The organism is Demequina oxidasica, assembly GCF_000975115.1.
GTDB lineage: Bacteria > Actinomycetota > Actinomycetes > Actinomycetales > Demequinaceae > Demequina > Demequina oxidasica.
Window position 1 is genome coordinate 1122164 of the sequence record NZ_BBRE01000001.1, and the last position, 15661, is coordinate 1137824.

Annotated in this window: 11 protein-coding genes; 10 read left to right on the plus strand and 1 reads right to left on the minus strand. The window is 63.9% G+C overall.

Translation table 11 applies throughout. From position 1 onward, the window contains the following. Positions 1–453 precede the first annotated feature (453 nt). The 5 genes from dnaN (at position 454) to gyrA (ending at position 8156) form a co-directional block, all read left to right on the plus strand. On the plus strand, positions 454–1581 hold the full coding sequence (dnaN, locus tag AOP77_RS05205) for a DNA polymerase III subunit beta (RefSeq protein WP_062210233.1): 1128 nt from the start codon (positions 454–456) through the stop codon (positions 1579–1581). Positions 1582–1592: 11 nt separating this feature from the next. After that, positions 1593–2795, plus strand: coding sequence for a DNA replication/repair protein RecF (recF, locus tag AOP77_RS05210; protein WP_062210236.1), 1203 nt, complete (start codon positions 1593–1595; stop codon positions 2793–2795). Continuing rightward, positions 2788–3345 carry a DciA family protein gene (locus AOP77_RS05215; RefSeq protein WP_062210239.1) on the plus strand — a complete coding sequence of 186 codons (558 nt, stop codon included), beginning with the start codon at positions 2788–2790 and terminating at the stop codon, positions 3343–3345. The genes recF and AOP77_RS05215 overlap by 8 nt, the downstream gene beginning before the upstream one ends. A gap of 136 nt (positions 3346–3481) precedes the next feature. Next, the gene (gene gyrB / locus AOP77_RS05220; RefSeq protein ID WP_236685754.1) at positions 3482–5473 is read left to right on the plus strand and encodes a DNA topoisomerase (ATP-hydrolyzing) subunit B; all 1992 of its coding nucleotides are present in this window, start codon (positions 3482–3484) and stop codon (positions 5471–5473) included. Continuing rightward, positions 5463–8156, plus strand: a complete 2694-nt coding sequence (gyrA, locus tag AOP77_RS05225) for a DNA gyrase subunit A (protein WP_236685755.1) — start codon at positions 5463–5465, stop codon at positions 8154–8156. Before gyrB ends, gyrA begins: the two co-directional genes overlap by 11 nt. Positions 8157–8285: 129 nt before the next feature. Here the strand turns inward: gyrA and AOP77_RS05230 are convergent, their stop codons facing one another. After that, positions 8286–9689 (minus strand): MFS transporter, encoded by a 1404-nt coding sequence (locus AOP77_RS05230; RefSeq protein ID WP_062210254.1) that lies wholly within the window; start codon positions 9687–9689, stop codon positions 8286–8288. Between the two features lie 80 nt (positions 9690–9769). Here AOP77_RS05230 and AOP77_RS05235 point away from each other — a divergent pair, with 80 nt between their 5' ends. The 5 genes from AOP77_RS05235 to AOP77_RS05255 all read left to right on the plus strand — a co-directional run bounded on the left by AOP77_RS05235 (position 9770) and on the right by AOP77_RS05255 (position 15659). Then, positions 9770–10759 carry a serine aminopeptidase domain-containing protein gene (locus tag AOP77_RS05235; protein ID WP_062210257.1) on the plus strand — a complete coding sequence of 330 codons (990 nt, stop codon included), beginning with the start codon at positions 9770–9772 and terminating at the stop codon, positions 10757–10759. Between the two features lie 45 nt (positions 10760–10804). Further along, a complete protein-coding gene (locus AOP77_RS05240; protein ID WP_062210260.1) occupies positions 10805–11575 on the plus strand; it encodes a glycerophosphodiester phosphodiesterase family protein in 771 nt (256 codons plus the stop codon). Positions 11576–11640: 65 nt separating this feature from the next. Further along, on the plus strand, positions 11641–12126 hold the full coding sequence (locus tag AOP77_RS05245; protein ID WP_062210263.1) for a Fur family transcriptional regulator: 486 nt from the start codon (positions 11641–11643) through the stop codon (positions 12124–12126). 1 nt (position 12127) lies between these two features. Then, positions 12128–13639, plus strand: a complete 1512-nt coding sequence (locus tag AOP77_RS05250) for a catalase (RefSeq protein ID WP_062210266.1) — start codon at positions 12128–12130, stop codon at positions 13637–13639. A gap of 391 nt (positions 13640–14030) precedes the next feature. Next, a complete protein-coding gene (locus AOP77_RS05255) occupies positions 14031–15659 on the plus strand; it encodes a SulP family inorganic anion transporter (RefSeq protein ID WP_084622335.1) in 1629 nt (542 codons plus the stop codon). The last annotated feature ends 2 nt before the right edge of the window (positions 15660–15661 follow it).

A 15661-nucleotide genomic window follows, 5' to 3' on the forward strand; every position in this document is an offset into this window, starting at 1 on the left:
TCTCACGAGTTTTCAGTGATCATGCGGACGCCATCACTATGTCGTTCCGTCCAGTTTGATGTCGTTAGCCCGTCGTGCACACCTGTGAATAACTATGTGCATACTCGTGGAGACAAGCGTGAGCGTCCGTGGACGAGATGTGAAGAAATCACAAGTTCTGTGGGCGGGGGATCCGTCGTTCACAACCCGCCTGTCGTTCATCAACGTGCTATCCGCAATTCGTTCACAACCCAATATTGTGATTTACCAGCCTGATCGAACGATCTCCACAGTTTCACCGGTGCCTATGACTACTACTCATCTTCTTCTCTAGGTTTTCCACTGGTCCTTCATAAGGCTCACGCCACCCCGGCATCACACCCGTTGTCCGAGCTTGCTGGTTAGATGGATTCAACCCTTGTCATTCAGACCCAGTCTTGCCGTAGTCTGTCCGACAGACCCGAGGAGTATTCAATGAAGTTTTCCGTCGACCGCGACGTACTGGCTGACGCCGTTGCCTGGACTTCGCGCGCCGTTCCGGCGCGACCACCCGTTCCGGTCCTCGCCGGCGTCCGCATCGTCGCCGACGACTCGGGCACTGTGAGGCTCGCCAGCTTCGACTATGAAGTCTCCGCCCGCAGCGAGTTTGCTGCCGACGTTGAGACCCCTGGTGAGGTTCTAGTCTCCGGTCGTTTGCTCAAGGAAATCGCGAACGCTCTGCCACACAAGCCGGTGCAGTTCGTCCTCGATGGCACTAAGGTCGCGGTCACGTGTGGTGCTTCGCGATTCACCCTTGCGACCATGCCCGTTGACCAGTACCCCACCCTTCCCGAGTTCCCCGCACAGTCCGGCACGATTGACGGCGCGGAGTTCCAGCACGCAGTCAGCCAGGTGACCTCCGCCGCCTCACGGGACGAGACGTTGCCGATTCTGACCGGTGTCCGGATGGAGATTGAGGGCTCGCACATTTCGCTACTCGCGACCGACCGTTACCGCCTCGCGCTACGCGAGGTGGGTTGGAAGCCGTCGTCACCCGACGCATCGGCCGTCGCGTTGGTTCGCGCCAAGACCTTGAATGAAACCGCGAAGTCGTTGAGTGCCGGTGATGTCACCGTCGCACTGAGTTCCGGCCAGGGTGTCGACCTTGTCGGATTCGAGGCGGGCGGCCTGGTCACCACGTCGCTACTGATGGACGGCGACTACCCGCAGGTACGTCGACTCTTCCCAGACGAGAGCCCCATCACAGCGGTCGTGAAGACGTCGGACCTGATCGAGGCGACCAAGCGAGTCTCGTTGGTGGCAGAGCGCAACTCTTCCGTGCGGCTTGCCTTCACCGAAGGTGAGGTCACCCTCGATGCGGGCCAGACCGACGATGCTCAGGCTTCCGAGGCACTCGAGTGCGCACTCGATGGCGAGCCGATTGTGGTCGCCTTCAACCCCACGTTCCTGCTGGATGGCCTGAACGCTCTGGGATCCGAGTACGTGCAGTTGGGCTTCACTCAGGACACCAAGCCCGTTGAGTTCGTCGGGCTGGACAAGCCGGGCGGCACCGTCGCGTCCGAGTTCCGGTACCTGCTCGTCCCCATCCGCATCGCCTCCTAAAGCGCGCGCCGATGCGCGTCACGCACCTGCAGCTCACGGATTTCCGCTCGTATGAGGGGATTGATGTGAAGTTCGGCCCTGGCGTCACCACGTTGGTCGGACGCAACGGACAGGGTAAGACCAACGTGGTCGAGGCAGTGCGGTATTTGTCCACATTGTCGAGTCACCGTGTTGCGACCGATGCTCCGTTGATTCGCTTCGGTGCTCCGAGGGGTGTCATCGGGGCGCGGGTAGATAAGGCCGGTCGCTCTCTCTCGCTTGAGATAACGCTGGTGCCAGGCAAGGCGAACACCGCGCGCCTCAACCGCGGCACCGCACGACCACGTGATCTCATGGGAATTGTGCGGACTGTGGTCTTCGCCCCGGAAGACCTAGCGTTGGTCAAGGGAGATCCCGGCGGCCGTAGGACCTTCATGGACGAACTGTGTGTGGCACTTCAACCTGCACTCGCGGGCGACATGGCCGACTACGACCGCGTCCTCCGGCAGCGTTCCAGCATGCTGAAGAGCGCACGTCATGCACGTGGCGACCTGACGATGCTCGATGTTTGGGATGAGAAACTTGCGGATCTGGGAGGCCGGATCGTGGCGGCGCGGCGCCGCGCGGTCGCCGCGCTCGCGCCCTACGTCTCGACCGCCTACGCGGATGTTGCGCCTGACGGCGGCGACTGCCTGGTGTCCTACTCGACTTCGTTGGACCGAGGCGAGGGCCGCGACGATCACGTCGAACCTCTGCCAGCTGATGCATCGGCGGCGGATATTGGCGTTCGGCTTGTGGAACGGCTAGGTCAGCTGCGCCCCAAGGAGTTGGACCGTGGCGTGACGCTCGCGGGTCCGCACCGCGATGACCTGGAGATTCGCCTGGGCGAGATGCCGGCTAAGGGGTACGCGAGTCACGGTGAGAGTTGGTCCTGCGCGCTAGCACTGCGCTTGGGATCCTACGACTTGCTGACGGCGGATGACGGCCCGGACGCCGGCGACGATGGTGAGCCGATACTGATTCTGGACGACGTGTTTGCCGAACTTGATGCTGGCCGTCGTGCCGCACTCGCCGCGCGGCTGGTCAACGCCAGCCAGGTGTTAATCACTGCGGCCGTCGCCGAGGACGTGCCCGATGCCCTCGCAGGCGACGTCGTTCGAGTGGCCGACGGAAAAATTTTCAGCGGCGGCTCCGCCGCCGCCCCAGACCCGGCGCTTGGTTTCAAGAATGAATGACGAGGACGGAACCGGCGCCGACGAGACTGAGCAGAATCCGCCGGCCACTCGCAAGGACGGCGCGGACCTAGCTCGCGAGGCGATGGCCCGGGCTCGCGCATCGGCTCGCGAACGCGGTGCGTATCGCACCTCACCCAAGGCGGCTCGCGTGAAGCGCGAGACTAAGCGGCGTGAGAGCCAGCCGTTCCAGGGTGGCCGAGACCCGCTCGCGATGAGTGATGCAGTGGATACGCTGATGCGTCGCATGGGTTGGACTGAGCAACTCGAAGTGTCGGGAGTAACGGGTCGCTGGCGCGAAGTGGTGGGCGACCAAATTGCGGATCACTGCGAACCATTGGGTTTTGACGAGGGCATCCTGACGGTGAAGGCTAGTTCTACCGCGTGGGCCACCCAGCTCACCATCATGTCGGGCCAGATTCGCCACCGGATCAATGAGGAGTTTGGCCGCGACATCGTGCGCGAGATCAAGGTTGCCGGTCCCACCACCCGCTCCTGGACCAAGGGTCCACGCACGGTCAAGGGCCGCGGCCCTCGAGATACTTACGGATGATGCCGTTTTTGGTGGGGTGTCCCGTTCTTCACAGATAGCCGAAAATCACACAAATTCCGGCCTAAAACGCGCTAGAATGATCCGAGTTATCCTGCGTGCCGTCTAGGCGTGCGACATCCGCTTAAAAGGGGAATTTGTGGCCAAGAACGACGCACAGGCGGTCGAGCCTGAATACGGTGCCGGAAATATCACCGTACTAGAGGGACTCGAGGCAGTCCGCAAGCGCCCCGGTATGTACATCGGTTCAACCGGTGAACGAGGCCTTCATCACTTGGTTTATGAGGTTGTCGACAACTCCGTTGACGAGGCGCTTGCCGGGTATTGCGACACCATCACCGTGACCTTGCTGGCCGACGGCGGCGTCCGCACCACCGACAACGGCCGCGGTATTCCCGTCGACATCCACCCCACCGAGGGCAAGCCCACGGTCGAGGTCGTCATGACGATCCTGCACGCCGGCGGTAAGTTCGGCGGGGGCGGCTACGCAGTCTCCGGTGGACTCCACGGTGTGGGTATCTCCGTCGTGAACGCGCTGAGCTCCAAGGTCGAGACGGTCGTCAAGCGCCAGGGCAACGTGTGGCGCCAGACCTTTGCCGACGGTGGTGCCCCGCAGGGCACGCTTGAGAAGGGCGAGGCCACCGAGGACACCGGAACGCAGCAGACGTTCTGGGCCGATGACACCATCTTTGAGACCACGGACTACGACTTCGAAACGCTGCGCGCCCGCTTCCAGCAGATGGCCTTCCTGAACAAGGGCCTGGCCATCTCCCTCACGGACGAGCGTCCGGAGCACATGGAAGAGGACGAGGACGGCAACCAGACGCAGCGTGCCGTGACGTACAAGTACGACGGTGGACTTGTCGACTATGTCGCCCACCTCAACGCCGCCAAGAAGGCGGACCTCGTCCACCCCGAGGTCATCAGCTTTGAGCAGGAGAGCCCGGACAAGAAGATCTCCGCTGAACTCGCAATGCAGTGGACCAACGCCTACTCCGAGTCAGTCTTCACGTACGCCAACACGATCGCAACGACCGAGGGCGGTGCGCACGAGGAGGGCTTCCGCGCTGCGATGACCTCGCTCATCAATCGTTACGCACGCGAGAAGGGCATCCTCAAGGAGAAGGACGACAACCTCACCGGCGACGACGTCCGCGAGGGCCTGACCGCAGTCATCTCCGTCAAGCTGGCAGAACCGCAGTTCGAGGGCCAGACCAAGACCAAGCTCGGTAATACCGAGGCGAAGACCTTTGTCCAGAAGGCAGTGCACGAGCTACTCACCGACTGGTTCGACGGCCACCCCAACGAGGGCAAAGAAGTCATTCGGAAGGCGATCCAGGCGTCGCAGGCGCGCATGGCCGCACGCAAGGCACGCGAGGCCACACGTCGCAAGGGCCTGCTCGAGTCGGGCGGCATGCCAGGAAAGCTCAAGGACTGCCAATCCAAGAACCCCGAAGAGTGTGAGATCTTCATCGTGGAGGGCGACTCCGCAGGCGGTAGCGCCGGAGCTGGTCGTGAGCCCCACAACCAGGCCATTTTGCCTATTCGCGGAAAGATCCTGAACGTCGAGCGGGCACGCCTCGACCGTGCGCTCGGCAACAACGAGGTCCAGGCCCTGATCACCGCGTTCGGCGCTGGCATTGGCGAGGACTTCGACATCGACAAGGCCAGGTACCACAAGATTGTGCTGATGGCCGATGCCGACGTCGACGGCCAGCACATTGCCACGCTGCTGCTCACACTGCTGTTCCGGTACATGCGCCCGCTGATCGAAGCCGGTTACGTGTACCTGGCGCAGCCGCCGCTGTTCAAGCTCAAGTGGACCAACGCCGACCACGAGTACGTGTACTCGGACCGCGAGCGGGATAACCGTCTCGAAGAAGGGGCCAAGGAAGGCAAGAAGATCCCCAAGGAGAACGGCATCCAGCGCTACAAGGGTCTGGGCGAGATGAATGACGAAGAACTGCGCGTCACCACGATGGACCCGGAGACCCGCACACTGCTCAAGGTCACCATGGACGATGCAGCAGCCGCCGAGGAAGTCTTTGTCACCCTCATGGGAGACGACGTCGAGGCACGCCGTAACTTTATCCAGCGCAACGCGAAGGACGTGAGGTTCCTTGACATCTAATCCCATTACACCCGGCATCAGCGAGCGGGTCGTAAACCACGGAACCATCGAGGCAGTGGACCTCAATACCGAGATGCAGCGGTCCTACCTGGACTACGCCATGTCGGTCATTGTGGGACGCGCCCTCCCCGACGTTCGCGACGGACTCAAGCCCGTCCACCGGCGCGTCATGTACGCGATGTTCGACGGCGGCTACCGCCCGGACCGCGCCTACTCGAAGTGTTCGCGCGTGGTCGGCGACGTCATGGGTAAGTTTCACCCCCACGGCGACTCGGCAATTTACGATGCGATGGTTCGGCTGGTTCAGCCCTGGGCCCTGCGCTACCCGCTGATCGACGGCCAGGGAAACTTCGGTTCCTCTGGTAACGACGGCGCCGCCGCCTCGCGGTACACCGAGTGCAAGATGGCGCCGCTCGCCCTCGAGCTCGTCCGCGAGATCGACAAGGACACCGTCGACTTCCAGGACAACTACGACGGCCGCACGCAGGAGCCTGTCGTCCTGCCCGCACGCTTCCCCAACCTGCTGGTCAACGGCTCGTCAGGAATTGCGGTCGGTATGGCCACCAACATTCCCCCGCACAACCTCCGCGAGGTTGCCGAGGGGGTGCAGTGGTACCTGGACAACCCCACGGCTTCCCGCGAGGAGCTACTCGAGGCGCTCATCGAGCGCATCAAGGGGCCCGACTTCCCCACCGGCGCCACAATTCTTGGCCGCCGCGGCATCGAAGAGGCGTACCGCACCGGTCGAGGCTCCGTCACGATGCGCGCGGTCGTCAACATCGAGGAGATCCAGGGCCGCATGTGCCTGGTCGTCACCGAGCTGCCGTACCAGGCCAACCGCGACAACCTGGCGATCAAGATCGCCGAGCTCGTCAAGGACGGCAAGGTGCAGGGCATCGCCGACCTGCGCGACGAGACTTCCGGTCGGACCGGCCAGCGCCTCGTCGTGGTCCTCAAGCGTGACGCCGTCGCCAAGGTTGTCCTCAACAACCTCTACAAGCACACGCAGCTGCAGGAGTCTTTCGGTTGTAACATGCTCGCGATCGTGGACGGCGTGCCCCGCACGCTCGCCCTTGACGGATTCGTTCGGCACTGGGTCACGCACCAGCTCGAGGTCATCGTCCGCCGCACGCGGTACCGCTTGCGTGAGGCCGAGCGCGAGGCTCACATCCTGCAGGGCTACCTCAAGGCGCTCGACGCGATCGACGAGGTCATTGCCCTCATCCGCCGCTCGCCCACTGTGGACGAGGCCCGCGCGGGTCTGATGGAGCTACTTGACGTGGACGAGGTCCAGGCGACCGCGATCCTCAACCTGCAGCTCCGCCGCCTCGCGGCACTCGAGCAGCAGTCCATCACCTCGCAGTACGAGGCGCTCATGACGGAGATCAAGGATCTCAACTCGATTCTTGAGTCGCAGGACCGCCAGCGCGCGATCATCGGCGAGGAGCTCGGCGAGATTGTCCGCAAGTACGGCGACGACCGCCGCACGGAGATCTCGCTGTTCGATGGCGAGGTCAACATGGAAGACCTCATCGCCGAAGAGGAGGTAGTCGTCACGATCACCTCGGGCGGCTACGCCAAGCGCACCCGCTCGGACCAGTACCGCGCGCAGAAGCGTGGCGGTAAGGGAATCCGCGGCGCCACGCTGCGTAGTGATGACATGGTCGACACCTTCATGGTCACGACGACGCATCACTGGCTGCTGTTCTTCACGAACATGGGCCGCGTGTATCGCGCCAAGGGTTACGACCTGCCCGAGGGCGGCCGCGACTCCAAGGGCCAGCACGTCGCGAACCTGCTCGAGTTCCAGCCGGGCGAGGAGATCGCCCAGGTCATGGACCTGCGTACCTACGCCGACAAGCCGTACCTGGTGCTTGCCACCAAGCGCGGCCTGGTCAAGAAGAGCCGCCTGGAGGATTACGACTCGAACCGCTCGCGCGGTCTGATCGCGATCAACCTGCGGGACGTCGAGGGCGAGGACGGCGAATTGCGTCCCGACGAGTTGGTCGCTGCGCGACTAGTCTCCGACGACGACGACCTCATGCTGGTATCCCGCAAGGGTCAGTCCCTCCGCTTCAACGCGCACGACGGCGAGTTGCGTCCCACCGGACGTGCGACCTCAGGCGTCAAGGGCATGAGCTTCCGCGACGAGGACGAGCTGCTGGCGATGGACGTCATCGCCGCAGGCGTTCCCGAGGCGGGAGATGAGTCGGAAGACGACGCGGCGGACGATGCCGTGGTCACCGATACCGAGGGTCCCTACTCATTTGTGGTCACCGAACACGGGTTTGCCAAGCGCACCGCGGCATCGGCCTGGCGCGCGAAGCACCGCGGTGGCCTTGGCGTCAAGGTCGCCAAGTTGACCGAGGAGCGCGGCGACCTGATCGGCGCACTGCTCGTGGACGAGGGCGACGAGGTGCTGGTCATCATGCAGTCCGGCAAGGTGCTGCGCTCGAGCGTGGACCAGGTCGACGCACGCGGCAAGAACACCATGGGCGTGACCTTCGCGAAGCCCGCCAAGGGAGACCGCATCATCGGCATCGCGCGCAACGTCGAGCGCAAGCTTGCCGGTGACGATGAGGCGGAAGGCGACGCGGAGGCCCCAGCCGCTGCAGCATCGGGCGACGTGGTGGAAGCCGCCCCCGAGGCAACCGCTGAAGCCGAGCCGACCACCGAAGACTAGAAACGCAAAGAGCCCGGGCGTCCTCCTGAACGGAGGGTGACCCGGGCTTTTGCGTTTGTGCCGATGTCGCTCTGTGCGTTGAGAAGGACAACCGAGTGGGTTGACCGTCTCAACGCCCATTATTTCTGCTTAGACGGACGACTGGCCGACCTGTCCTTCTGAGCGCACCGCCGGGGGCATCTTCACGAACAGCAGCATGATCATCCCCGCGAGGACCACGGAGATGATTCCGAACACGCCCCAGATGGTCGCGCCGGTGAGGGTAATCACGATCGACGACATGGCGGGTGCGAGGAATGACGCCGCTCTCCCGGTGGTGGCGTAGAGGCCAAAAATCTCACTCTCGCGACCGGGCGGGCTGACCCGTGCCAGGAGGGAGCGGGACGCAGCCTGGGCGGGGCCCACGAAGGCGGTGAGTAGCAACCCGAAGACCCAGAAGACGATGTTGCCTTCAGCGTGCAGGATGACCACGGCCAGGCCGGAGAACACAATCCCTCCGAGCGCAAACAGGATGACCGCGCGGGGGCCCAGCCAGTCATCGAAGCGTCCGGCGATGATCGTCGACACCCCGGCGATCAGGTTGGCCGCGATGCCGAACATGATGACTTCCTGGTTGGAGAACCCGAACGACTTGGAGGCGATGATCGCGCCAAAGGTGAAGACTCCGGCCAGGCCGTCGCGGTAGACGGCGGAGGCGAACAGGAACCACAGCGTGCTGCGGGCATCGCGCCAGAGTTCCTTGAGGTCGTGAATCAGCACGGCATAGCCGCGCCAGATGCTCACTCGCGCGTGCTGGGTGCCGGTCACCTCGGGCACGTACGCGAAGATGGGCCACGCGAACAGGACGGTCCACACGGCACACCCGACGGCAATCAGGCGATACGCCATCCCGTTGGACGTGTCCATGCCCCACCAGTCGGCGCCGTCCGCGACGACCACGATGACCAAGGCCACGATCCCGCCGATGTAACCCAAGCCCCAGCCGAGCCCCGACACGCGACCCACGGACTTCTTGTTGCTGACCTGGACGAGCATGGCGTTGTAGTTCACGCCAGCAATCTCGTTGAAGACAGCGCCGATCGCGATGAGGGAGGCGCCCAGCAGGAAGAACGACGGCTGTGCCTGGACAAAGAAAAGGCCGAACATGCACCCGATCAGGACCAGGGTGCAGCCACCCAGCCACACCTTGCGACGCCCGCTCGAGTCTGCCCGCTGCCCGATGACCGGCGCGATCAGGGCAACGAAGACCCCGGCAATGGTGACGGCCCAGCCCACCTTGGAGACGAGCGCGGCGATGGCAGCGTCGTACGTCGCATTCCCCTCGCCCAGCGCTGCGATCGCGGGATCGATGAAACTGTCGCTCGCGAGGTAGAGCGCGACAAAGACGAAGGTGATGATCACGGAGTTGAACGGCTGCGTCGCCCAGTCCCAGAGCGCCCAGGAGATCACTCGTTTACGCGGAATCCGCTCCGCTACCCCGGAGCCGGGGTCGCCCAAGGCGAGTACGTGCGGGGGCGTCGGCGCGTCCGTCATAAGACATAGTGTGCCGGTGGACGGTGACCAACGGGTAACGAACGCGCGAACGCCGCGAATTTGAGCGATACGATCAGAAAATGGACAAGCGCGAAGCCCCCGTCAACCCCACGGCCACGGTGATGGATTGGCACCCTGACATCCTCGAGGGATACGAGGCAGCGAGGCTGCCGGAGCCCACACGAACACGTCGCAACCGTGGTGCGGTGCGCACCCTGGTACGCCGCATTGATCAGCCCGCCCATCCGCGCGGCATCGTCGTGCACGTCCATGGCCGCAATGACTATTACTTCCAGACTCACGTGGCCGATGCTTTTGCTGGGCACGGATTGGCGTTCTACGCCGTGGACATGCGCCGCGCGGGCCGTTCGCTCCAGCCGGATGAACTCCCCCACCACTTCACGCGCATCGCCGAACTAGGCGAGGACATCACCGCCGCGATCGATGCCGCGGTTGCCGATGCTGGTGACCTGCCGGTGATAGTCCATAGTCACTCCACCGGAGCGCTCGGTGCGGCGATCTGGGCCAGCGATGTGTCCCACCCCAACCTCGCGGGCGTGATCCTCAACAGCCCCCTCTTTGGGCTCAGGCTCAAGAGCTGGAAGGCCATCGGAATCGAACTCACGCCGGTAATCGGAGCGGTCGCCCCCACCTTAATCATGGATCCAGCACCCACCGTCTACACCCAGCGCCTCGCAGCCCAGGACGGCGGTGGCTGGGTGTTCGACGGCGCCTGGAAGAAGTCGACGGGCGAGCCGGCCACCGCGGGCTGGCTGGGAGCCACCGTCTCCGCGCGTCGCCGCGTGGCCAAGGGGTTGAGTATTGAGGTGCCCGTGCTCGTCGCCCATGCCGACTCCACCGGCCCTGACAAGTTCGACAACCCGCGCGTGGACTCCCAGGACACCGTGGTGGACGTGGACCCGATCCGCAAGAGTGGACCCGGCCTCGGAGCCAACGTGACAATGCTGGAGGTGGCGGGAGCGATGCACGACGTTTCGTTGTCAGCGCCGGGCCCCCGGCAGGTCTACTTCGATGCGGTGACGCAGTGGCTCGACTCCATCCTGGACTAGCGTTCGCTGCGCCCCAGATGTAGCCGGCGTGGGTACCGTGGAGACATGACGACTCGGCACCCGTACTTCGACAACAACGGTCTTCCCATCGCGCTCGCGCATCGAGGCTTCTCGCTGGATGGCCTAGAGAACTCGATGCGGGCTTTCCAGTCCGCGGTTGACCTAGGCTACGGCTACCTCGAGACCGATGCCCACGGAACTCTGGATGGCGTGGCGGTGGCGCTGCACGACGCGACGCTCGACCGGACTACCGACGCGACGGGCGAGGTTTCCAACCGGCGCTGGGACTCGGTGAAGGTGGCCCGCATCGGCGGCATCGAACCCGTTCCCGCCCTGGAGGACGTGTTGGGCACCTGGCCCACCGTCAAGGTCAACATCGACGTCAAGGGCGTCTCTGCCATTGAGCCTGTCGCGAAGGTGATCGAGAAGACCAAGTCGCACGACCGCGTGTGCATCGGGTCCTTCTCTGCGGATCGTCGCCGCAAGACCCTCAAACTACTCAGCCGGCCGGTCGCGAGCCCCGCAGCTCAGCGCGAGGCGATTGGGTGGCTGATCGGCTCGGTTCTGGGCGCCGACCCGGAGATCACGCTCGGCGAGGTCGATGCGCTACAGATTCCCTGGCGCAATGGCCGCGTCAAGTTCCTCCGCAAGCGCCAGGTGGCGTCAGCGCATGAGGCGGGCCGCCAGATTCACGTGTGGACCATCAACGACCGTGACGAGATGGTGGAACTGCTGGATCTAGGCGTGGACGGCATCGTGAGCGATCGAGCCGACATTCTCAAGGAAGTGCTGGTGGAACGCGGCCAGTGGGCCTAGTGCCCGAGCAAGCCACCGCATCGGCTTCTTTTGACTGAATCAAAACAAGCCCCTAGGCTAATGAGGTGACCACCACGCAGCCCGCGACCCTCGCGCCCGATGGCGCCAGCGTGCTACGCGCGGCCGGCTTGCGGGTCACCGATTCGCGTGTCCAGGTGATGATCGCGCTCGCGGCGATTCCCCACGCTGGCGCCGATGCTGTCTATGCTCGCGTCCGCGAGTCCCTGCCGAACACCTCGCGCCAGGCTGTCTACAACGTGCTTGGCGACTTGACCCGTGCCGGGATCGTCCGTCGCATCGAGCCTGCCGGACAGCCGGGCCTCTTCGAGCTTCGCGTGGGGGACAACCATCACCACGTGATCTGTACCAACTGTGGCGTGGTTGCCGACGTCGATTGCGCGGTTGGTCACGCACCGTGCTTGACCCCGAGCACCGAGGGTGGCTTTGTCATCGCCGAGGCCGAGGTCACCTACTGGGGGCTGTGCGGCGACTGCCGGTCAGGATCCACGGCACAAGTTTCAACCAATCTCATCTCAACGAAGGAGAAGTGACATGACTGAAAAGTTCACGACCAATGATGCAGGCGCTCCGGTCGCGTCCGACGACCACTCGCTCAGTGTCGGCCAAGACGGCCCCATTTCGCTGACCGACCACTACCTGGTCGAGAAGCTCGCGCAGTTCAACCGCGAGCGTGTCCCTGAGCGCGTGGTGCACGCCAAGGGCGGCGGAGCCTTCGGCACCTTGACCGTCACCGAGGACGTGTCCAAGTACACCCGTGCCGCACTTTTCCAGCCGGGCGCGAAGACCGAGATGCTCGCACGCTTCTCCACCGTGGCTGGCGAGCAGGGCTCACCCGACACCTGGCGTGACCCGCGCGGCTTTGCGCTCAAGTTCTACACGACTGAGGGCAACTACGACCTAGTCGGCAACAACACCCCCGTCTTCTTCATCAAGGACGGCATCAAGTTCCCCGACTTTATCCGCTCGCAGAAGCGCCTTCCCGGCTCGCACCTGCGCGACAACGACATGCAGTGGGACTTCTGGACGCTGCGCCCCGAGTCCGCTCACCAGGTCACCTGGCTCATGGGTGACCGTGGCCTGCCGCGTTCGTGGCGTGAGATGAACGGCTACGGCTCGCACACGTACCAGTGGATTAACGCCGAGGGTGAGCGCTTCTGGGTGAAGTACCACTTCATCTCCGAGCAGGGCGTTCACAACATGACGGGTGACGAGGCAGCTCAGCTGGCGGGATCGGACTCCGACCACCACATCCGTGACCTCTATACGCACATCGAGGAGGGTGAGTTCCCCACGTGGACGTTGTACGTGCAGATCATGCCCTACGACGAGGCAAAGGACTACCGCTTCAACCCGTTCGACCTCACCAAGACCTGGTCCAAGGATGACTACCCGCGCATCAAGGTGGGCACCATGGAGCTCAACCGCAACCCGGAGAACTACTTTGGCGAGATTGAGTCGGCGACGTTCTCCCCGGCGAACTTTGTCCCCGGCATTGGCCCGTCGCCAGACAAGATGCTGATGGCCCGCATCTTCAGCTACGCGGATGCTCACCGCTACCGCGTGGGCACCAATCACGCGCAGTTGCCCGTCAACCAGCCCAAGAACGCCGATGCGAACGGCCACTCGTACTCCAAGGAAGGCTCGATGCGCTACAACTTTGCGTCGGCCGACACCCCGGTGTACGCGCCCAACTCGAAGGGTGGAGCTCACGCCGACCCCGAGCGCGCCGCCGAGTCCGGTGGCTGGGAGACCGACGGCGAGATGACTCGCGCTGCCGCTACCCTGCACGCTGAGGACGACGACTTCGGTCAGCCCGGAACGCTCTACCGCGAGGTGTTCAACGATGCCGAGCGTCAGAGCCTGCTCGACCAGATCACCGGGCACGTGGGCGCCGTCAAGTCCGACGACATTCGTGAGCGCGCGATCCAGTACTGGACCAACGTGGATGGCGACCTCGGCGCCAAGCTGCGCGCGAACCTCGCTGGCGAGGCTCCCGACGAGGCCGGTGACCCCGGCACCAAGTGGGAGCCCACCGACGCGTAGGTAAACCACTGCGCCGGCACGACGCATCACTGATCACGCCTGAAGGGCCGGGTCTCCGAAAGGAGGCCCGGCCCTTCTGCGCGCCAGCGCGCAAGGGCGAGGGTCTTCGCCCAGCAGTCGCTCAGTGCGGGTTTGGACCCCACTTTCGCACTGAGTGACTGCTCAGAGGCACTCGGTGGCGCGGCGTCACCGTTGGGCGACGGGACGCGGAACCCGGCCGCAGCATCGGGCAAAATGGGACGCAAGATTCCCGTCGGGTACCCTGGTGTAGGCCGTCGACGGCCACCACCCAATTTTTTGCGCGGACATACGCCTGCGCCCCGGCCGGTGCGCGCCTTGCGCCACGGCGACGATTTGAGGCGAGAATCTACTCGCCGCCGTGAGGATAGCCATGACGACGAGCAAGAACAGCCAGCCAGAAAACAACTCCGAGACCCAAGAGCCCACACCCCAAGAACAGACGGCCGATGCGGCGGTTCAGACCATCGCGGAAGCTCGCACCGCGACGGGAGTGCCCGAGGTGACGAACGCGTGGGGTCGCATCACGCAGCCCAAGACGTGGGGTCGCCCCGAGTGGCTGAGCCCGCGCATCGCTCGCACCGAGATCTTGTCGGGCTTGGTCGTGGCGCTCGCGCTTATCCCAGAAGCCATCAGCTTCTCGATCATCGCCGGCGTGGACCCCCGCGTGGGTCTCTTCGCTTCGTTCACCATGGCGATCTCGATCGCCTTTCTGGGCGGACGCCCCGCGATGATCTCGGCCGCGACGGCCGCCGTCGCCCTAGTGCTTGCGCCGCTCGCGCGTGACTACGGCCTCGACTACATGATCGCCGCAGTCATCCTGGGCGGAATCATCCAGGTGCTGTTCGCGGTGCTCGGCATCGCCAAGCTGATGCGCTTCATTCCCCGCTCGGTCATGGTGGGATTTGTCAACGCGCTCGCGATCCTCATCTTTATGTCGCAGATCCCCCACCTACAGAACGTGTCCTGGGTGGTCTACCCGTTGGTGATTGCCGGACTAGCGATCATTACGTTCTTCCCCAAGCTCACCAAGGTGGTGCCGGCACCGCTCGTCGCGATCGTTGGCCTGACCCTGGTGACCACCATCTTCGCGATCGCAGTTCCCACCGTCGGTGACGAGGGCGCGTTGCCCGAGGGCCTGCCATCACTGCTGTTCCCGAACGTCCCGTTCAACCTGGAGACGTTGCAGATCATCTTCCCGTTCGCGCTTGGTATGGCCGCGGTTGGCCTGCTCGAGTCGCTAATGACCGCCAAGCTCGTGGACGATGTGACGGATACCCACTCGGACAAGACTCGCGAGGCCTGGGGCCAGGGTGCCGCGAACATCATCACCGGCTTCTTTGGTGGCATGGGTGGTTGCGCGATGATCGGCCAGACCATGATCAACGTGAAGGTGGGGCGTGCACGCACGCGCCTGTCGACGTTCATGGCCGGCATCTTCCTGCTAATCCTGATCCTGGTGCTCGGCGACGTAGTCGCGTCGATCCCCATGGCCGCGCTGGTCGCCGTGATGATCTTTGTCGCGTGGGCGACGTTTGACTGGCACTCGATGCGCTGGAGCACGCTCAAGCGCATGCCTAAGTCGGAGACCGCCGTCATGCTAGTCACTGTCGCTGTGGTGGTCGTGACTCACAACCTCGCGTACGGCGTCGTGGCCGGCGTGCTGCTGGCCAGCATCCTGTTCGCGCGTCGCGTCGCGCACCTCGCGACTGTCGTGGGCGGCCCCATCGAGGGAAACACCCGCCGCTACACCGTCACTGGCGAGCTCTTCTTTGCGAGCTCCAACGACCTGTTCAGTCAGTTCGACTATGCCGGTGACCCCGAGAACATCGTGATCGACATGACCCAGTCACACGTGTGGGATGCCTCAACCGTCGCGACCCTCGACAGCATCGTCTACAAGTACGAGAACCACGGCAAGAGCGTGGACATCCAGGGCCTGAACGACGAGTCTCTCAAGTTCCACGGCCGTATGTCGGGTCACCTGGGTGGCGGTCACTAACA

Bases quoted from the DNA above. Each gene is read 5' to 3' on its own strand.
- dnaN (WP_062210233.1), top strand. From the start codon at position 454: ATGAAGTTTTCCGTCGACCGCGACGTACTGGCTGACGCCGTTGCCTGG.
- recF (WP_062210236.1), top strand. From the start codon at position 1,593: ATGCGCGTCACGCACCTGCAGCTCACGGATTTCCGCTCGTATGAGGGG.
- AOP77_RS05215 (WP_062210239.1), top strand. From the start codon at position 2,788: ATGAATGACGAGGACGGAACCGGCGCCGACGAGACTGAGCAGAATCCG.
- AOP77_RS05230 (WP_062210254.1), bottom strand. From the start codon at position 9,689: ATGACGGACGCGCCGACGCCCCCGCACGTACTCGCCTTGGGCGACCCC.
- AOP77_RS05235 (WP_062210257.1), top strand. From the start codon at position 9,770: ATGGACAAGCGCGAAGCCCCCGTCAACCCCACGGCCACGGTGATGGAT.
- AOP77_RS05240 (WP_062210260.1), top strand. From the start codon at position 10,805: ATGACGACTCGGCACCCGTACTTCGACAACAACGGTCTTCCCATCGCG.
- AOP77_RS05250 (WP_062210266.1), top strand. From the start codon at position 12,128: ATGACTGAAAAGTTCACGACCAATGATGCAGGCGCTCCGGTCGCGTCC.
- AOP77_RS05255 (WP_084622335.1), top strand. From the start codon at position 14,031: ATGACGACGAGCAAGAACAGCCAGCCAGAAAACAACTCCGAGACCCAA.